Raw genomic sequence first — 16,030 nt, 5'->3', positions numbered from 1 at the left:
TCAGTCGACCGTCACACCGATGTCGCCGACGTGCCCCTGCAGCTGGACACGGCCGTCGGAGAGCTTGTAGGTGACGCCGGCGATGGCGCAGCGGCCGTCGGCGACGCGCTCGGCGATGATCTGCGACCGCTGGCTGAGCAGCTTCGCGGTTTCCACCACGTGCCGGCCCTCGAGCTCGTCGACGGTGGACAGCCCGTCGTTGCGGCCCATGAGGATCGACGGTGCGACACGCTCGACGATGTCACGGATGAATCCCGGCGGGATCTGCCCCTTGTCGAGCGCGTCCAGGGTGGCCTTGACCGCGCCGCAGCTGTCGTGACCGAGCACGATGATCAGCGGCACGTCCAGGATTCCCACGGCGTACTCGATGGAGCCGAGGACCGAGCCGTCGATCACGTGACCGGCGGTGCGCACGACGAACATGTCACCGAGGCCCTGGTCGAAGATGATCTCGGCGGCCACGCGGGAGTCGCCGCAGCCGAACAGCACCGCGATGGGGTGCTGTCCGTTGACCAGTTCGGCGCGACGGTCGATGCCCTGGCTGGGATGCAGCGGGGTACCACTGACGAACCGCTGGTTACCCTCGGTCAGGGCCTTCCAGGCAGAGATGGGGTTGGAGTTCGGCATGCGGACATTATCCACCCTCGCCTGTGACGCGCTTCGCACGGCCGGGTTACCGCGAGGTCACATCGGCCCGACATTCCGACGGGAGGACGTGAGAGATGCCGGTCGATGCGACCGCCCTGCTGCGCTGGTACGCCGCCGAGGCGAGGGATCTGCCGTGGCGTGAGGACGGCGTCACCGGCTGGCAGATCCTCATGAGCGAGGTCATGCTGCAGCAGACCCCGGTGGTTCGGGTGGCCCCGATCTGGCTGGAGTGGGTGCAACGCTGGCCGGTGCCGTCGGCGATGGCCGCGTCGAGCCGGGCCGACGTGCTGCGCGCGTGGGGCAAGCTCGGGTATCCGCGACGGGCCCTGCGGCTGCACGAGTGCGCCGGCGTCCTGGCCGCCGAGCACGGCGACGAGGTGCCGGCGGACGTGGACGTGCTGCTGACCCTTCCCGGCATCGGCGCCTACACGGCGCGTGCCGTCGCCTGTTTCGCGTACGGCCGGCGTGTCCCGGTGGTGGACACGAACGTCCGCCGGGTCGTCGCACGCGCGGTGCACGGCGCGGCCGAGCCCGGCAATCCCTCGACGACGCGGGACCTGGCCGACGTCGAGGCACTGTTGCCACGCACCCGCGAGCGGGCGGCGACGTTCTCCGCAGCCCTGATGGAACTCGGCGCGACGATCTGCACGGCCCGCTCCCCCGACTGCGCCCGGTGTCCGCTTCCGCGGTGCGAGTGGGTGTCGGCGGGGCGGCCCGCCCATGCCGGACCGCCCCGCCGGGTGCAGAAGTTCACGGGCACCGACCGGCAGGTGCGAGGCAGGCTCATGGCGGTGTTGCGCGAGAGCGACGTCCCGGTGGAGCGGCCGGTGCTGGATCAGGTGTGGCTCGCGGATCCGGGGCAACGGGACCGGGCGCTGCACTCGCTGCTCGTGGACGGCCTGGTCGAGCAGACCGACGACGGGCGTTTCGCGCTCGCCGGCGAGGGCTGAGCCGCGCTCACTCGTCGAGCGTGTCGAGGAATCGTTCGACTTCGGCGCGGTATTCGCCGGGGCGCTCGTCGTGCACCAGGTGCCCCGCGCCCGGGATCCGGACGTACCGGGACCGGGGGTGCTCGGCGGCCATCCGCCGCATCTGCCCATCGGGCGTGATGGTGAACTCGCCCTCGACGAGCAGGGCCGGCACCGAGATCGACCGCCACTGGTCCCAGAAGTGCCGGGCGCCCCACTCCTCGGAGATGTCCCGAAAGGTGCCCACCTCCCCGTGCAGGTACCAGCCGTCGGCGCGATGCTCGAAGGAATCGAGGAAGTACCGTCCGGCGACGTCGCCGAAGTACCCGACGACCGCGTCCTCGTCCGGAAACGGTTGCGGCCACTGCGCGATCATCGCGGCCCAGTCCGCCGCGGTCCGGCCACGGAAGTCGGGGGCCATGTCCTCGACGACGAGGGCGGCCACCCGGTCGGGGTACGCGGCGGCGAAGCACCACCCGTGCAGGGCGCCCATCGAGTGCCCGATCACCACCAGGGGTTCACCGATGCCGTCGACGTGCGCGGCGAGGTCTGCGACGAACGCCTCGGTGGTGAGCCGGTCCGGGGCGGGACGCCCGTGGCCGGCGGCATCGAAGGTGTGGACGCGGCCGTGGCTGCGCAGCCACGGCACGTGCCGTCGCCACGTGCGGGAGCTGCCCATCAGGCCGTGCAGCAGCAGGATGGGCCGCCCGGAACCACCTTCGTCGTGCAACACAACCGCCAAGGTAGCGGAGTACGCTCGCCGCCATGGCAGTGGTGAAGATCAACGCAATCGAGGTCCCCGAGGGCGCCGGCCCGGAACTGGAGACACGCTTCGCGCATCGGGCGCACACCGTGGAGAACTCCCCCGGTTTCCTCGGATTCCAGCTCCTGCGTCCCGTGCAGGGCGAATCGCGCTACTTCGTGGTGACCCAGTGGGAGTCGGAGGAGGCGTTCGCGGCCTGGCGGGACGGCCCGGCCCGGCAGGCGCACGCGGGTGAGGCGAAGCGGCCGGTCGCATCGGGCGCGTCGCTGCTCGAATTCGAGGTCGTGCTCGACGTCAAAGCCGCCGGCGAGGACACCGCTCGCGGCTGAGCGTGCCGACGTGAACGCGCAGCGCCCGTTCAACTACCCGCACGTCGGCGCGACCCGTGGTGGGACACCGGCGGGGTTCCGGCACGCACACCTGACCTCCCGCCTCGGCTCGGGCGACGTCGCATTCCGCACCGCCGTCCGGGTACTCGAGAACTGGAATATGCAGCGGCATGCGGGTTTTCGCGTCGATTCGCATACACCCGCGCCGCGGGCGGGGCTGGAGGTACGGCTGGATCCCCCCATCGGTCCGGCGCGCTGGGGGTCATGGTGCCGGGTCGTCTACGTCGTGGACGAGCCGGACCGTCGTGGCTTCGCCTACGGCACGCTGGAGGGACACCCCCTCAGCGGGGAGGAGTCGTTCGTGGTCGAGCGCCGGCCCGACGGCGCGGTGTTCGGGCACATCACTGCCGTCTCCCGGCCCGGTCGCTGGTTCACCCGCCTCGGCGCACCGGTGCTGCCGCTCGCTCAGCGGTGGATGATGGGCCGTTACCTCGACGCGCTCGCCGGCGGCTGACACGGCGCGAGTGCGCACCTCCCGGCGGTCGTCGCCGCGGGACGTGCGCACTCGCCGGTTCGCTCAGGATTCGAGCGCTGCGTCGAGCGTGATGTCCACTCCGGTCAGGGCCTTGCTGACCGGGCAGCCCTCCTTGGCTCCCTGCGCCGCCTTCGCGAACCCGTCGGCGTCGAGACCGTCGACCTCGCCGCGGACCGTCAGCTTGATGCCGGTGAGCCGGAATCCGCCGTTCGGGTCCGGGCCGAGCGAGACGTCGGCCGTGACGTCGAGGCTCTGCGGCGTGCCGCCGGCCTCGGCGATCAGCGCCGAGAGTTGCATCGCGTAGCACGACGAGTGTGCCGCGGCGATGAGTTCCTCCGGGCTGGTGGTGCCATCGGCGTCGTCCGCGGCCCGCTTGGGGAACGAGACGTCGAACGTGGCGCGGCCGGAGCTCGTGAGCTCGACCTGTCCTGCGCCGTCCTGCAGGCCACCGTTCCAGGCTGTGCGAGCGGTACGTGTGGGCATCGATCGGTCCCTTTCGTCGTGGCGTGTTCTCTCAGCCGAACCTACGCCACGTCGCGCGGCGCGGCGCTGCTTCCGCACGGCGGCGAGCCGCCCCGGCACACGGCGGCGAGCCGCCCCGGCACACGGCGGCGAGCCGCCCCGGCACACGGCGGCGAGCCGCGCCCGCTAGGTTCGCGGGTGTGTTCACCCGGCCGACGCTGCGCCGCGAATCGCGACTGTTCGTCATCGGTTCCGCCCTGTTCGGGGCCGGTGCCGGCGGCGTGCTCGTCCTCCCCGCCGCCACCTCCAATCTGCTCTACTTCGTGGGCTCGTGGTTCTTCACCGCGGCGGCGACTGTGCAGTTGCTGCTGACGCACCGCCCGCCGGTGGCGACCCGCGTGGACCGGTACGACTGGTGGTCGGCCGCGGTGCAGTGGGCCGGCACGCTCGCATTCAACGTGAGCACGGGATTCGCGCTCGTCGCCGGTCTGACGGCGACCGAGGAGCGAAATCTGGTGTGGCGCCCCGACGCTGTCGGCTCGGTGTGCTTCCTCGTCAGCAGCGCCCTGGCGGTAGTGGCCACCACCGACACCGATGCGCTGTGGGACCCGCACGCCCGCAACTGGCGCAGCACCTGGCTGAACATGCTCGGTTCGCTCGCCTTCGGCGCCTCGGCCGTCGGCGCCCACGTCGACCCGGCGGGCGCAACGTTCGCACCACGGCTCGCCGACCTCGGCACCTTCGTCGGGGCGCTGTGTTTCCTCGTCGCGGCGTTGTCGATGCGGCCGGCCGACCCGCCGGACCCGCATCGAACCTGACGTCCCGAGTCTCGGCAGGAGACCGGCCCGGGTGGTCCAATGGAGGCGTGGCCACGGGTGGCGACCGGGTGCGGGTCGAGGTGCTCGGCCCGATCCGGGTGCTGGACGGGGATCGTCAGGACATCACTCCCGACGGGCTGCTGCAACGGCGCCTGCTGGCCCTGCTGGTGCTTCGGCGGGGCCGGGTGGTGCCGGCGCACTCCGCCGTCGAGGCCCTGTGGCCGTCCAGGCTGCCGGCGGATCCGGCCGCCGCCCTGCAGAACCACATGTTCCGGCTGCGTCGTGGCCTGCCCCACGGCCTGATCGAGTCCGTCGGCGAGGGCTACCGGCTCGATCCGGCCCGCGTGGATGTCGACGCCGACCGCCTCGTCGCGGTCTCGACGGCGGGAGGAACCGATACCGCCGAGATCGACGCCGTGCTCTCGCGCTGGCAGGGTCCTGCCTACCCGGAACTCGACGACGTGGACGAGGCCCGCATGGAGGCGACGCGGCTGGAGGAACTGCGTTTCCGGGCCCGGGAGGTGCGGGCCGAGACCCGGCTCGCGCGGGGCGACACCGACGGTCTCGTCGCCGAACTGACCGCACTGGCCGACGCGCAGCCGTCGAGGGAACGACCGCGTGCGCTGCTGATGACGGCGCTCGCGGCAACCGGACGCCGGGCGGAAGCGCTCCGCGTGTACGACGATTTCCGGCGGCTGATCGGCGACGAGCTGGGCATCGAGCCGTCGCCGGCACTGGCGGCCCAGCACGCGGAACTGCTGGCCGGCGCCCCCGATCGGGTGTGGGCTCCGGTGGGCCGGCTGCCGGTTCCGGCGACGTCACTCGTAGGCCGGGACGCTCTCGCGGCGGAGGTGACCGGGCTGACGAAGTCGGGGCGACTGGTGACCCTGGTCGGTCCGGGTGGAGTCGGCAAGACCCGGTTGCTCCTCGAGGCCGGGCACCGGCTCCGCGCCGTCCGGCCCGACCGTCCGGTGGTGCTGTGCGAGCTGGCCACTGCCGAACCGGGCTCGGCGGTCGATGTGGTCGCCGCCGCCCTGCGGATCGACGCCCGTCCCGGCACCGCACTCGCCGAGCGGGTGGCCGACGTGCTGGGCGAGACCGAGATCGTGTTGCTGCTCGACAACTGCGAGCACGTGCTCGAGCCGATCGCCGCCTTCGTCGAACGCCTGCTCGGCACATGTGCGAACGTGCGGGTCGTGGCGACGAGCCGGGAGCGGCTGCGCGTGGTGGGCGAGTACGTCCGCAGGGTGCCGACGCTGGCGTACGACGGGGAGGACGCCCCGGCCGTGCGGCTGTTCGAGGAGCGGGCGCGGGCCGTCGTCCCCGGATTCGAGCCGGACGGGCGGGAACGCGCCTGCATCGCCGAGATCGTGCGTCGCCTGGACGGGTTGCCGTTGGCAATCGAGCTGGCGGCGGCGTGCCTGCACACCCACGAGGTCGCGGAGGTCGCGGCGGGCCTGGACCACCGCTTCGAGCTGCTGGCGTCGGGGTACCGCACGACACCGCGGCACGGGTCGCTGGCCGCGGCCGTGTCGTGGTCGTTCGGGCTGCTCCCGGAGGATCTGCGACGGACCTTCGCGGACCTGTCGGTGTTCGCCGGCTCGTTCGACGCGGCCGACGCCGCGGCGGTCTGCGGCACGGATCCCGGGACGACCGTCGCGGCGTTGACGCACCTCGTGGAGCGTTCGCTGGTGATGCGGATACCCGGTCGCCGGTACATGCTTCTCGAGACGCTGCGGGCGTTCGGCACCGAACAGCTCGTCCGCACGGGCCGGGCCGACACGATCGCGGAGCGGCACGCCCGGCACCTGGTCGAGTGGGTCGACCACGCGGATTCCCGACTGCTGCAGCCGGGTGAGCCGGTCCTGTCGCAGATCGACGCTGCCGTACCGGAGTTGCGCAGTGCGCTCGGCTGGTTGCTCGACCACGACGAGATCGCCCTTGCGGGCCGCCTCGTCAATGCCCTGCTGGACTACGGGATCTTCCGGTTGCGACCGGATGTACTGAACTGGGCCCGGATGGTGATCGCGGCCGACCCGGAGGGGCGCAGCCCGTTCGCTGCGCGCGTGCAGGTGGTGGCCGCCTACGCGGCGTGGATGTCCGGCGACGTACCCGAGACCGGCCGGCTCAGCGCCGGTGCGCTGCGCGCGGTCGAGCGGGTGAAGACCGAGCCGGCTGCTGAAGCGCTGACCGTCCGCGGGAGCTACGAGTTGTTCGAAGGCCATCTGGACGCGGCTGCCGCCTGGTACCGGCGGGCCGCCGCGGCAGCCGTGCACGACCCGGCGCAGCGCCTCATGGCACGTGCCAGCGAGCTGCTGCCGCTGGGCTATGCGGGCGCACCGGCCGCCGTCGGGCTGGCCGCGACACTCCTCGTCGAGATCGGCGATGCACGTACGCCGCACGCGGCGTACGTCTGGTACTGCGCCGGGGAGGCGGACCTGGCGGTCGACGTCGAACGGGCCCGAGCCCGCTTCGCACGGGCCCTGGAGATCGCGGAGCAGACGAACGCCTCCTTCGTGACCGGCCTCGCCGGTGCGTCGAAGGCGTCCATCGACGCCCGGATCGGTGACCCTGTGGCGGCCGCCGCCGAGTACCGGCGGCTGATCCCGCACTGGCGGCGGGCCGGGGTGTGGTCGACGCAGTGGACGATGCTGCGCTCGATCGCCGGACTTCTCGAACGCCTGGGCCGCTACCACGACGCGGCGGTACTCGAGGGGGCCGTGCGTGCGACAGCGGCCGGTCACCGCATCTTCGGCGCCGACGAGGTGGCCCTGGACGACCTCGGCGTGCGGCTGCGCACCGAGCTCGGCGACGACGAGTACGAGGCGGCGCGGCGACGCGGCGCGATGCTCGACGGCGAGGCCGCCGCCGAGCATGCGCTCCGCGCCCTGTGACCGCCGGGGGTCAGAACCTCACCATCGGGGCTGTTCGCCGAGGATGCCGAGCAACGACTTGCCGACGAGTTCGTGGGTGAGCGCGTCGTTCCCGGGGTGGAATCCCCCGCACCGCACGTCGCGGTAGAGACGTTCGAGCTCGTTCCCGGTGAACATGCCGGCGCCGCCGGTCACGTCGAGAGCAATGTCGACGACTCGTTTGGCCGCTTCCACCGCCCGCCACTTCATCGCATACACCTTGGGAACCCATTCGTCGCCGTGGTCCGCGCCGGCCACCCAGTCCGCGACGAACCGGTCGAGCGTCGCCGAGGCGGCGTCCAGCTCGAGGTACATCTGTGCAACCTGGTGCTGCACGAACGGGTTGTAGGCGTACGCGCCCCGCTCGATCGCCACCGATGTCTTGCGGCGGGCGCTGCGGACGGCGAGTTCGAGGGCGCGGTCGGCGATTCCCAGATACACCGCCGCCATGAGCGAAAGCGGCCACATCGTCATCGCCACGAGAAACGGATCGCTGCCGTCGCCCGCGGGGACCACCCGCCCGATGCGGTCGTCGGGAACGAAGACGTCGTCGAGAACCGTGTCGTGGCTCTGCGTCGGCCGCATACCGAGGGTGTCCCACGTCGGCACGACGTTCACCCCCGCGCTGCCTCGTTCGACGAACGCGTGCACGATGTGCGGCCCGCCGGCCGCGTCCGCATCGATGGCATGCGCGCCGAGCCACCGCCACGCCGGACCGTTGGAGCCGAACTGTTTGCGGCCGGTCAGGCGATAGCCGCCCGCCACGCGCTGCGCCCGGCACGTCGACAGGAGTACCGGGATGTCGTTGCCCGTCTCGGCATGTCCGGCAGCGAACACGTCGCCGGCCACCGCGGCCTCCGAGATCCAGCGGAGCGACGTGTCGCCCGTGCGTTCCAGTTCGGTCGCCATCCCGATCCAGTACGAGTGCATCGTCATCGCCAGCGCGGTCGCCGGGGCGTAGCGCGCGAGGCGCCGCTGACTTGCGGCCAGCCGGACCAGATCGAGACCCCATCCCCCGTAGCGGACGGGTACGGCCGCGCCGAGGTAGCCGGCAGCTCGCAGTTCCGCGAGGTCCTCGTCGAAGTAGGAGTTGGACCGGTCGAGTTCGCCGGCACGGGAGCGGAACCGCTCCAGCATCTCGGTCGGCAGCTCGGCCGCCGTCGCGTCTCGGGTCGAGTTCATGGTGAGTGTGGTGTCCATGGCCACGACGATGCGCCGGTCCGCTCCCGTCGCGCTCCCACCGGATCACACCGCCACGAGAGCACATGGGGGCGCCGTGGGAGTCCCCTCCCGCACCGTGGCAGACATGAACGCGACGACCTCCCGGCTCGGGACCATCCTGTCGATCTGGGCCCACCCCGACGACGAGACCTATCTCGCCGCGGGGATCATGGCTGCCGCCCGCGACGCCGGCCGGCGCGTCGTGTGCGCCTCGGCCAGCGCCGGCGAGCACGGAACCGCAGACCCCCGCTCGTGGCCGCCGGAACGGCTGGCCCGGGTCCGCCGCTGGGAAGCGGCCGCCGCCCTGGCCGTGCTCGGTGTCGAGGAGCACCACGTCCTCGGCCTGCCGGACGGCGCCCTCGCCGATCACGACGACGCCGGTCTCGCATGGGCCGGTCGGCTCCTCGACGATCTGCGCCCCGACACGATCCTGACCTTCGGTGCCGACGGAATGACCTACCACCCGGACCACAACGCCGTACACCGCTGGGTCACCCGCGCCTGGCGTGACCGCGGCTGCCGGTCCCGGTTGCTGTACGCCACCCCGACCGTGGAGCATCTCGCCCGGTTCCGGGACCTCTACGAGGAATGGGGCATGTACATGAGCGACGAGCGCCCCACCGGTGTCCCCGAGGAGCTGCTCGCGGTCCACGTCCGGCTGCGGGGACCCGAGCTCGACCGCAAACTCACCGCGCTGCGGGCCATGGCCACCCAGACCGGCGACCTCGTCGCGCGGATCGACCCGGCGATCTACGCGGCCCAGATCGCGGAGGAGGCGTTCGTCGACGCACTCCGCGTCCCCGACCGGGACGAGGCGGTGACAGGAACGGCGGCGACAGGAACGGCGGCGGCATGGTGACAGGCCGGTCTACCGGTGCCGCTCGGCGAGGCGCTCGGCCGCCGACCGGACCTGCTCGCGGAGCTCGGGCGGTCCGAGCAGTTCGGCGTCGTCGCCGAGCTGCCACATCGCGGCACCGGCGTGGGCGGCCCCACCGAACTCGACCTCGACCGCCCACCATCCGTCGCCTGTGGGCCGCTGCGCGACGACGCGGATCGCGATCGCCGCGAGGTCTTCCCGGCGCCGGTCCCGGATCTGCACGGCGGCGGTGACCGTGCCCAGGCCGGCCCGAAACTCGGCGCGGCGCCGCTGCCAGATCCGGGCGAGGTCGACGTCGGGCGGGCGGTGCGCCGCGGTGTCGAGCAGTTGCACCTGCTCCACGCGGGAGAGGCGGTAGGTGCGTTCGGCGCCGCGATGCAGCGCCACCAGATACCAGCGGCCCGCCGCGCTGACCAACCCGAGCGGGTCGACGGTCCGCCACCGCGCCTCGGCGCCACGGGAGCGGTAGCGGATACGCAGGCGACGATCGGTGAACACTGCCTGCTGGACGATGCCGAGGTGCTCGTCCCGCTGGGGATCGACCACCCACCCCGCCGAACTGACCACGATCCGCTCCCCGACCCGGGCCGCGGCGGTGCGCTGCGCCTCGGGTAGCGCCACGGTCACCTTCCGCATCGCCGACGCGAACGCGGGCGCCATACCGAGCGAGTCGGGCGTCGCCGAGGCGCTCGCCGCGAGCAGGGCGGTCGCCTCGTCGACGGTCAGACCGGTCAGGTCGGTGGTGAAGCCGGGCAGCAACGCGTACCCGCCGGCGCGTCCCCGTTCGGCGTAGACGGGGATGCCTGCCGTGGACAACGCCTCGATGTCGCGCAGCACGGTGCGCACCGACACCTCGAGTTCCCGGGCGATCGCGGGCGCGGTCATCAGGCCGCGGTGCCGCAGCAGTAGGACGAGGGACAGCAGCCGATCCGCACGCATACCCGCACTCTCGCAGAGATACCTGACAGGAGATGTCGTGTTTCGACGGAAGCATCGTGTCCGCCGACATCGACACACCACAGGAAGGCCGGACATGAGCACCGCCATAGATCCTCGTCCCCTCTACCGTGACGCCCTGGCGTGGGTGGATCTGCTGTTCGCGCGAGTGCGCCCCGAGCAGATGACCGACCCGACCCCGTGCCCGGATTTCGACGTGCGGGCCCTGCTCGGCCACCTCGTCGCAACCGTGGACAGGGGGCGGGTGATCGGCGACGGCGGCGACCCGCTGAGCATCCCGGAATTCCTCACCGGCGTCCCCGACGACGCGTGGCGAGCCGAACTCGAGCGGGCGCAGGCCCACTACCGGAAGGTGTGGAGCGACGACGAGCTGCTCGACCGGCCCGTCGTCGCGCCGTGGGGAACGGTGCCCGGACGCGCCGCGGTGCTGAGCAACCTCAACGAGGCTCTCGTGCACGGGTGGGACCTTTCCGCCGCCACCGGTCTGCCGGCCGAACCCGACACGGCGCTCGTGGAGGCCGCATTCGCCGTCGCGCGCCGGACGATTCCCGCGGCCGGGCGCGGCGGACGGGTTCCCTTCGGCACGGTCGTCGAATCCGCGCCGGATGCGAGCCCCCTCGAACGGCTCGCGAACTGGTCCGGGCGGAACACCGCGGCCTGGCGGCGCTGAGCCGGACACACCGACGCCGACGGGCGGCACCCGCAATGGGTGCCGCCCGTCGGCGTTCGCTACAGCAGGACTACTCGGCGTCCTTGGCCAGGGCCACCGCCGGGGTGTCGGGCACCGCCGCCGGCTTCTCGCTCGGGGTGAAGGTGAACTTCGCGTTCTCGCCGGCACCCTCGCCGTCCCAGCCTTCGACGTCGACCAGGACGATCTGGCCGGGGCCGATCTCGTTGAAGAGGATCTTCTCCGAGAGCTGGTCCTCGATCTCGCGCTGGATCGTGCGACGCAGCGGCCGGGCGCCGAGGACGGGGTCGAAGCCGCGCTTGGCGAGCAGCGACTTCGCCTTCTCGGTGAGCTCGATGCCCATGTCCTTGTTCTTCAGCTGCACCTCGACACGACCGATCATCAGGTCCACCATCTCGATGATCTGCTCCTGGGTGAGCTGGTGGAAGACGATGATGTCGTCGATGCGGTTGAGGAACTCGGGCCGGAAGTGCTTCTTGAGCTCGTCGTTGACCTTGAGCTTCATCCGCTCGTAGTTCGACTCCGCGCCGGTGCCCTTGGTGAAGCCCAGGCCCACCGCCTTCGAGATGTCGGCGGTACCGAGGTTCGAGGTGAAGATCAGCACGGTGTTCTTGAAGTCGACCGTGCGTCCCTGGCCGTCGGTGAGGCGGCCGTCCTCGAGGACCTGCAGGAGGGTGTTGTAGATCTCCTGGTGGGCCTTCTCGATCTCGTCGAACAGAACCACGGAGAACGGCTTGCGGCGCACCTTCTCGGTGAGCTGGCCACCCTCTTCGTAGCCGACGTAGCCCGGAGGGGCACCGAACAGCCGTGACGCGGTGAACCGGTCGTGGAACTCGCCCATGTCGATCTGGATGAGCGCGTCGTCCTCGCCGAACAGGAAGTTCGCGAGCGCCTTCGACAGCTCGGTCTTTCCGACGCCGGACGGGCCGGCGAAGATGAACGAACCGGCGGGACGCTTCGGGTCCTTCAGGCCGGCGCGGGTACGCCGGATCGCCTTGGCGACGGCCTTGACGGCGTCCTCCTGGCCGATGATCCGCTTGTGCAGCTCGTCCTCCATACGGAGCAGACGGGTGGTCTCCTCCTCGGTGAGCTTGAACACCGGGATACCGGTCCAGTTGGCGAGGACCTCGGCGATCTGCTCCTCGTCGACCTCGGCGATGACGTCGAGATCACCGGCGCGCCACTGCTTCTCGCGCTCGGCACGCTGCGCGACGAGCTGCTTCTCCTTGTCGCGCAGGTTCGCGGCCTTCTCGAAGTCCTGCGCGTCGATCGCGGACTCCTTCTCCCGGCGTGCGTCGGCGATCTTGTCGTCGAACTCGCGCAGGTCCGGCGGCGCGGTCATCCGGCGGATGCGCATGCGCGCACCGGCCTCGTCGATGAGGTCGATCGCCTTGTCCGGCAGGAAGCGGTCGTTGATGTAGCGGTCCGCGAGGCTCGCCGCGGCGACCAGTGCCTTGTCGGTGATGGACACGCGGTGGTGCGCCTCGTACCGGTCGCGCAGACCCTTGAGGATCTCGATGGTGTGCTCGACCGTGGGCTCGCCGACCTGCACCGGCTGGAACCGGCGCTCGAGAGCGGCGTCCTTCTCGATGTACTTGCGGTACTCGTCGAGGGTGGTGGCACCGATGGTCTGCAGCTCGCCGCGCGCCAGCTTCGGCTTCAGGATCGACGCCGCGTCGATGGCACCCTCGGCGGCACCCGCACCGACCAGCGTGTGCAGCTCGTCGATGAACAGGATGATGTCGCCGCGGCTGTTGATCTCCTTGAGGACCTTCTTCAGGCGTTCCTCGAAGTCACCGCGGTAACGGCTGCCCGCGACCAGCGAACCGAGGTCGAGGGTGTAGAGCTGCTTGTCCTTGAGGGTCTCGGGGACCTCACCGTTGACGATGGCCTGCGCCAGGCCCTCGACGACGGCGGTCTTGCCGACGCCCGGCTCGCCGATGAGCACCGGGTTGTTCTTGGTGCGACGGCTCAGGACCTGCATCACGCGCTCGATTTCCTTCGCGCGTCCGATGACGGGGTCGAGCTTGCCTTCGAGCGCGGCCTGCGTGAGGTTGCGGCCGAACTGATCGAGCACCAGCGACGTCGACGGGGTGCCGGCCTCGCCACGGCTGGTGCCGGATTCCTGGGGCTCCTTGCCCTGGTATCCGGAGAGCAGCTGGATGACCTGCTGACGCACCCGGTTCAGGTCCGCGCCGAGCTTGACGAGCACCTGCGCCGCGACGCCCTCACCCTCGCGGATGAGGCCGAGCAGGATGTGCTCGGTACCGATGTAGTTGTGGCCGAGCTGCAGCGCCTCACGCAGGCTGAGCTCGAGCACCTTCTTGGCACGGGGCGTGAACGGGATGTGACCCGACGGGGCCTGCTGTCCCTGGCCGATGATCTCCTCGACCTGGCTGCGGACGCCTTCGAGGGAGATCCCCAAAGATTCGAGCGACTTGGCCGCTACGCCCTCGCCTTCGTGAATGAGGCCCAGGAGAATGTGCTCCGTGCCGATGTAGTTGTGGTTGAGCATCCTGGCCTCTTCCTGAGCCAGGACGACGACGCGCCGCGCGCGATCGGTGAACCTTTCGAACATCGCACTCCCTCACACTCTCCGGCCGACAGGTCCGGTACGCGGATCGTTCCGGACCCGGCTGCCGCGTTTCGCTCCGGCACTCGAGTCGTCGAGTGGAACCAGGTTCCACGACCCCACTCGACACTCTAGTTGCCGCCGTTTCGAGGCGCTGCCCCTCCACCCGATCGGCACCGGCGGCAACTCCGGTTACGAGGGGTAACGCTGCACGTCGACCCCGCGTTCCCACCTCCGTGTACGCCAGCAGCGAACACGCTGCTCAGCGGGGCATCAACCGGCGAATGCGCTGCCCGACGCGCTGCGGGGCGCGTTCGGGGTCGACGAGTTCGTTCTCCGCGAGGGGACTGTCCTCGTCGGCGACGGTGCCGGGCTCGAACCGCTCGAGCGTCCGGCCCGGTCCGCGCAGGCGTTCCACCGCGGCGACGAGCGAGCCTTCGGACCGGACCGCGGACGCGACGTCCTCCGGGGACACCCCCAGGTGTTCGGACAGCAGGCGCTCGCGCATCTCGACGACCGCACGGCTGATGTGGTCGCCCTCGTGGTCCGCCTCGACGAAGAGATCGCACTCGGTGTCGAAGCCCAGGGACCGGTTGTTCAGGTTCGACGAGCCGATGCGCAGCAGCACGTCGTCCATGACGACGACCTTCGCGTGCACGTAGATCGGTGCTCCGCCCGCGGTGACCGGGTAATAGGCGGCGAACCGCCCGTGGACGTCGGCGTTCCACAGCATGTGCAGCAGCTTGCGACGGGCACCGTCCATCGCTTTCTGCTCGAGCCACCCCTCGGCGTTGCGCGGCAGGACCAGCACGATCTGCGGGCCGTCCGGTTCGTGCAGCCGCTTCGCGAGGGCTTCGGCGAGGGTCCGGGACGCCAGGTACTGGCTCTCCATGTAGAGCGTGCGACGGGCGCCGGCGATCACCGCCAGGTAGAGGGCTTCGATCTCCCGGACCTCCGCCCGGTCGCGGAGTTCGGGCAAAGTGCGGGCGACGGCGACGTCGACGTCGCGCAGCGCCGGGCGCAACCCGTCGGGCCAGATGGTGTGGTCCGCCTCGACCGGTTCGAGGTCCTCGCCCGTCGCTGCTTTCCACCGGGCACGGGCCTGCTCACCGATCGCGTGGGCGGCCGCGCCGTCCACCGCCGTGGTGACGTCGTGCCACGGTCCGTACCGGCGGCCGTTCGGCTCCCGCCGGTAGCGACTGTGGTCGGGATGCTCGCTGGTGTCCCACCGATCGACGGTCATGTCGATGCCACCGCAGAACGCGACGACGTCGTCGATCACGATGATCTTCTGGTGATGCGCCGCGCCCACCGGGTGGGCGCCGTCGATCTCAAGCCGGAGCCGGGGGTCGCTCAGCCAGTTCAGCACGAAGACGGGTGTCATCCCGCGCCCGATGGCCGCGAATGCGCCGATGTTCCACTTCAGCAGCATCACCTCGAGGTCCGGCTGCCGGCGCGGCAGCCACTTGAGGAACGCACCCAGCCGGTTCGGGCCCTCGAGGGTCTTGTGATCGGGTTCGAACTTGATCCGCGTGTCGAAGTCCCACCCGATCAGGAGGATCCGCCGGCGCGCCTGCAGCATCGCCGACTTGGCGTACCGGAAATAGTCGGCGGCGTCGACGATGCAGGCGAGACGATCGGCCCGATCGATCCGCCAGCACGTCTCACCCGGGACGGCAATCCGCTCTGCCATGGCCGACACGCTACCCGGGAATTGCGCCCGCGCGCCGCGACGGGCGAAAGCGCGGGCCGTTGTGACGTTTGTCTCCGCTTCCCGGCACCACACCGTTCCGAACGACCGCTCCGCTTTCGGACGAATAGGGGAACGTAATCCGCACACCACGACGACCGGGCGATATCCGCGACAACTGTCGCGGATATCGCCCGGTCGTCCGGAAGTCGGCGCCTACTGCTCAGTGCGCCTTGTTGTATGCCTCGATGATTTCGGCGGAGATGCGGCCCCGCGCCGAGACGGGCATGTCGTTGTTGCGGGCCCATTCCCGGATTTCCGCGGTTCGTTCCCGGTCCGAACCACCACGCGCGGACTTGCGCGCCGGCGGCGCACTGGGCACGACCTTCGCGCGCTTACGGCCACCCACCTTGCGGGCATGGGTGACCCAGAACTCCAATTCTTCCCGGAGCTTGGCCGCATTTTCCTCGGACAGATCGATCTCGTAGGTGACTCCGTCGAGCCCGAATTCCACGGATTCGTCCGCCGCCGTCTCCCCGTCCACATCGTCGATCAGGGTAACGGTGACCTTCTTTGCCATGTGCTGCAAA

Annotated in this window: 15 protein-coding genes; 7 read left to right on the top strand and 8 right to left on the bottom strand. The window is 70.8% G+C overall.

What is annotated here, in order from left to right; translation table 11 throughout:
* Positions 1-627 (bottom strand): carbonic anhydrase, encoded by a 627-nt coding sequence (locus tag ACM26Y_RS03010; RefSeq protein ID WP_003935981.1) that lies wholly within the window; start codon positions 625-627, stop codon positions 1-3.
* 95 nt (positions 628-722) lie between these two features.
* On the opposite strand from ACM26Y_RS03010, the gene ACM26Y_RS03005 reads away from it, so the two are divergent.
* Positions 723-1,598, top strand: a complete 876-nt coding sequence (locus tag ACM26Y_RS03005; protein ID WP_003935982.1) for an A/G-specific adenine glycosylase — start codon at positions 723-725, stop codon at positions 1,596-1,598.
* 7 nt (positions 1,599-1,605) lie between these two features.
* Here ACM26Y_RS03005 and ACM26Y_RS03000 read toward each other — a convergent pair whose 3' ends face one another.
* Positions 1,606-2,349: an alpha/beta fold hydrolase gene (locus ACM26Y_RS03000; protein WP_371384121.1), complete on the bottom strand. Its 744-nt coding sequence runs from the start codon at positions 2,347-2,349 to the stop codon at positions 1,606-1,608.
* Between the two features lie 32 nt (positions 2,350-2,381).
* On the opposite strand from ACM26Y_RS03000, the gene ACM26Y_RS02995 reads away from it, so the two are divergent.
* Both ACM26Y_RS02995 and ACM26Y_RS02990 read left to right on the top strand, forming a co-directional pair.
* The gene (locus tag ACM26Y_RS02995; protein WP_003935984.1) at positions 2,382-2,708 is read left to right on the top strand and encodes an antibiotic biosynthesis monooxygenase family protein; all 327 of its coding nucleotides are present in this window, start codon (positions 2,382-2,384) and stop codon (positions 2,706-2,708) included.
* 10 nt (positions 2,709-2,718) lie between these two features.
* Positions 2,719-3,222 (top strand): DUF1990 family protein, encoded by a 504-nt coding sequence (locus ACM26Y_RS02990; RefSeq protein ID WP_416062600.1) that lies wholly within the window; start codon positions 2,719-2,721, stop codon positions 3,220-3,222.
* A 63-nt stretch (positions 3,223-3,285) separates the two neighbouring features.
* Here ACM26Y_RS02990 and ACM26Y_RS02985 read toward each other — a convergent pair whose 3' ends face one another.
* Positions 3,286-3,726 carry an OsmC family protein gene (locus tag ACM26Y_RS02985; protein WP_003935986.1) on the bottom strand — a complete coding sequence of 147 codons (441 nt, stop codon included), beginning with the start codon at positions 3,724-3,726 and terminating at the stop codon, positions 3,286-3,288.
* A gap of 179 nt (positions 3,727-3,905) precedes the next feature.
* Between ACM26Y_RS02985 and ACM26Y_RS02980 the strand changes: the two genes are divergently transcribed.
* Together ACM26Y_RS02980 and ACM26Y_RS02975 are read left to right on the top strand one after the other, a co-directional pair.
* The gene (locus ACM26Y_RS02980; RefSeq protein ID WP_054371506.1) at positions 3,906-4,523 is read left to right on the top strand and encodes a YrhK family protein; all 618 of its coding nucleotides are present in this window, start codon (positions 3,906-3,908) and stop codon (positions 4,521-4,523) included.
* Positions 4,524-4,570: 47 nt separating this feature from the next.
* On the top strand, positions 4,571-7,417 hold the full coding sequence (locus ACM26Y_RS02975; RefSeq protein ID WP_416062599.1) for an ATP-binding protein: 2,847 nt from the start codon (positions 4,571-4,573) through the stop codon (positions 7,415-7,417).
* 18 nt (positions 7,418-7,435) lie between these two features.
* On the opposite strand, the gene ACM26Y_RS02970 is transcribed toward ACM26Y_RS02975, so the two are convergent.
* Positions 7,436-8,635 carry an acyl-CoA dehydrogenase family protein gene (locus ACM26Y_RS02970; RefSeq protein ID WP_289377104.1) on the bottom strand — a complete coding sequence of 400 codons (1,200 nt, stop codon included), beginning with the start codon at positions 8,633-8,635 and terminating at the stop codon, positions 7,436-7,438.
* 106 nt (positions 8,636-8,741) lie between these two features.
* Here ACM26Y_RS02970 and ACM26Y_RS02965 point away from each other — a divergent pair, with 106 nt between their 5' ends.
* The gene (locus ACM26Y_RS02965; protein ID WP_416062598.1) at positions 8,742-9,515 is read left to right on the top strand and encodes a PIG-L deacetylase family protein; all 774 of its coding nucleotides are present in this window, start codon (positions 8,742-8,744) and stop codon (positions 9,513-9,515) included.
* A 9-nt stretch (positions 9,516-9,524) separates the two neighbouring features.
* On the opposite strand, the gene ACM26Y_RS02960 is transcribed toward ACM26Y_RS02965, so the two are convergent.
* Entirely contained in the window at positions 9,525-10,472 is a 948-nt protein-coding gene (locus tag ACM26Y_RS02960; RefSeq protein ID WP_416062597.1) for a helix-turn-helix transcriptional regulator, read from the bottom strand.
* Positions 10,473-10,566: 94 nt separating this feature from the next.
* Here ACM26Y_RS02960 and ACM26Y_RS02955 point away from each other — a divergent pair, with 94 nt between their 5' ends.
* Complete coding sequence (locus ACM26Y_RS02955) at positions 10,567-11,160, top strand: TIGR03086 family metal-binding protein (protein ID WP_416062596.1); 594 nt, start codon at positions 10,567-10,569, stop codon at positions 11,158-11,160.
* A 70-nt stretch (positions 11,161-11,230) separates the two neighbouring features.
* Here the strand turns inward: ACM26Y_RS02955 and ACM26Y_RS02950 are convergent, their stop codons facing one another.
* From ACM26Y_RS02950 to ACM26Y_RS02940, 3 genes are all read right to left on the bottom strand, one after another.
* Positions 11,231-13,756, bottom strand: a complete 2,526-nt coding sequence (locus tag ACM26Y_RS02950) for an ATP-dependent Clp protease ATP-binding subunit (RefSeq protein ID WP_010594602.1) — start codon at positions 13,754-13,756, stop codon at positions 11,231-11,233.
* A gap of 256 nt (positions 13,757-14,012) precedes the next feature.
* Positions 14,013-15,443, bottom strand: coding sequence for a phospholipase D-like domain-containing protein (locus tag ACM26Y_RS02945; protein ID WP_416062595.1), 1,431 nt, complete (start codon positions 15,441-15,443; stop codon positions 14,013-14,015).
* A gap of 220 nt (positions 15,444-15,663) precedes the next feature.
* Entirely contained in the window at positions 15,664-16,020 is a 357-nt protein-coding gene (locus ACM26Y_RS02940) for a histone-like nucleoid-structuring protein Lsr2 (RefSeq protein WP_054371500.1), read from the bottom strand.
* Positions 16,021-16,030 lie beyond the last annotated feature (10 nt).

It is taken from the genome of Rhodococcus indonesiensis (genome assembly GCF_047782815.1).
GTDB classification, from domain to species: domain Bacteria; phylum Actinomycetota; class Actinomycetes; order Mycobacteriales; family Mycobacteriaceae; genus Rhodococcus; species Rhodococcus indonesiensis.
This window is presented reverse-complemented; position numbering and strand designations above follow the sequence as displayed.

Bases quoted from the DNA above. Each gene is read 5' to 3' on its own strand.
- ACM26Y_RS03010 (WP_003935981.1), bottom strand. From the start codon at position 627: ATGCCGAACTCCAACCCCATCTCTGCCTGGAAGGCCCTGACCGAGGGT.
- ACM26Y_RS03005 (WP_003935982.1), top strand. From the start codon at position 723: ATGCCGGTCGATGCGACCGCCCTGCTGCGCTGGTACGCCGCCGAGGCG.
- ACM26Y_RS02995 (WP_003935984.1), top strand. From the start codon at position 2,382: ATGGCAGTGGTGAAGATCAACGCAATCGAGGTCCCCGAGGGCGCCGGC.
- ACM26Y_RS02985 (WP_003935986.1), bottom strand. From the start codon at position 3,726: ATGCCCACACGTACCGCTCGCACAGCCTGGAACGGTGGCCTGCAGGAC.
- ACM26Y_RS02970 (WP_289377104.1), bottom strand. From the start codon at position 8,635: ATGGACACCACACTCACCATGAACTCGACCCGAGACGCGACGGCGGCC.
- ACM26Y_RS02965 (WP_416062598.1), top strand. From the start codon at position 8,742: ATGAACGCGACGACCTCCCGGCTCGGGACCATCCTGTCGATCTGGGCC.
- ACM26Y_RS02960 (WP_416062597.1), bottom strand. From the start codon at position 10,472: ATGCGTGCGGATCGGCTGCTGTCCCTCGTCCTACTGCTGCGGCACCGC.
- ACM26Y_RS02955 (WP_416062596.1), top strand. From the start codon at position 10,567: ATGAGCACCGCCATAGATCCTCGTCCCCTCTACCGTGACGCCCTGGCG.
- ACM26Y_RS02950 (WP_010594602.1), bottom strand. From the start codon at position 13,756: ATGTTCGAAAGGTTCACCGATCGCGCGCGGCGCGTCGTCGTCCTGGCT.
- ACM26Y_RS02945 (WP_416062595.1), bottom strand. From the start codon at position 15,443: ATGGCAGAGCGGATTGCCGTCCCGGGTGAGACGTGCTGGCGGATCGAT.
- ACM26Y_RS02940 (WP_054371500.1), bottom strand. From the start codon at position 16,020: ATGGCAAAGAAGGTCACCGTTACCCTGATCGACGATGTGGACGGGGAG.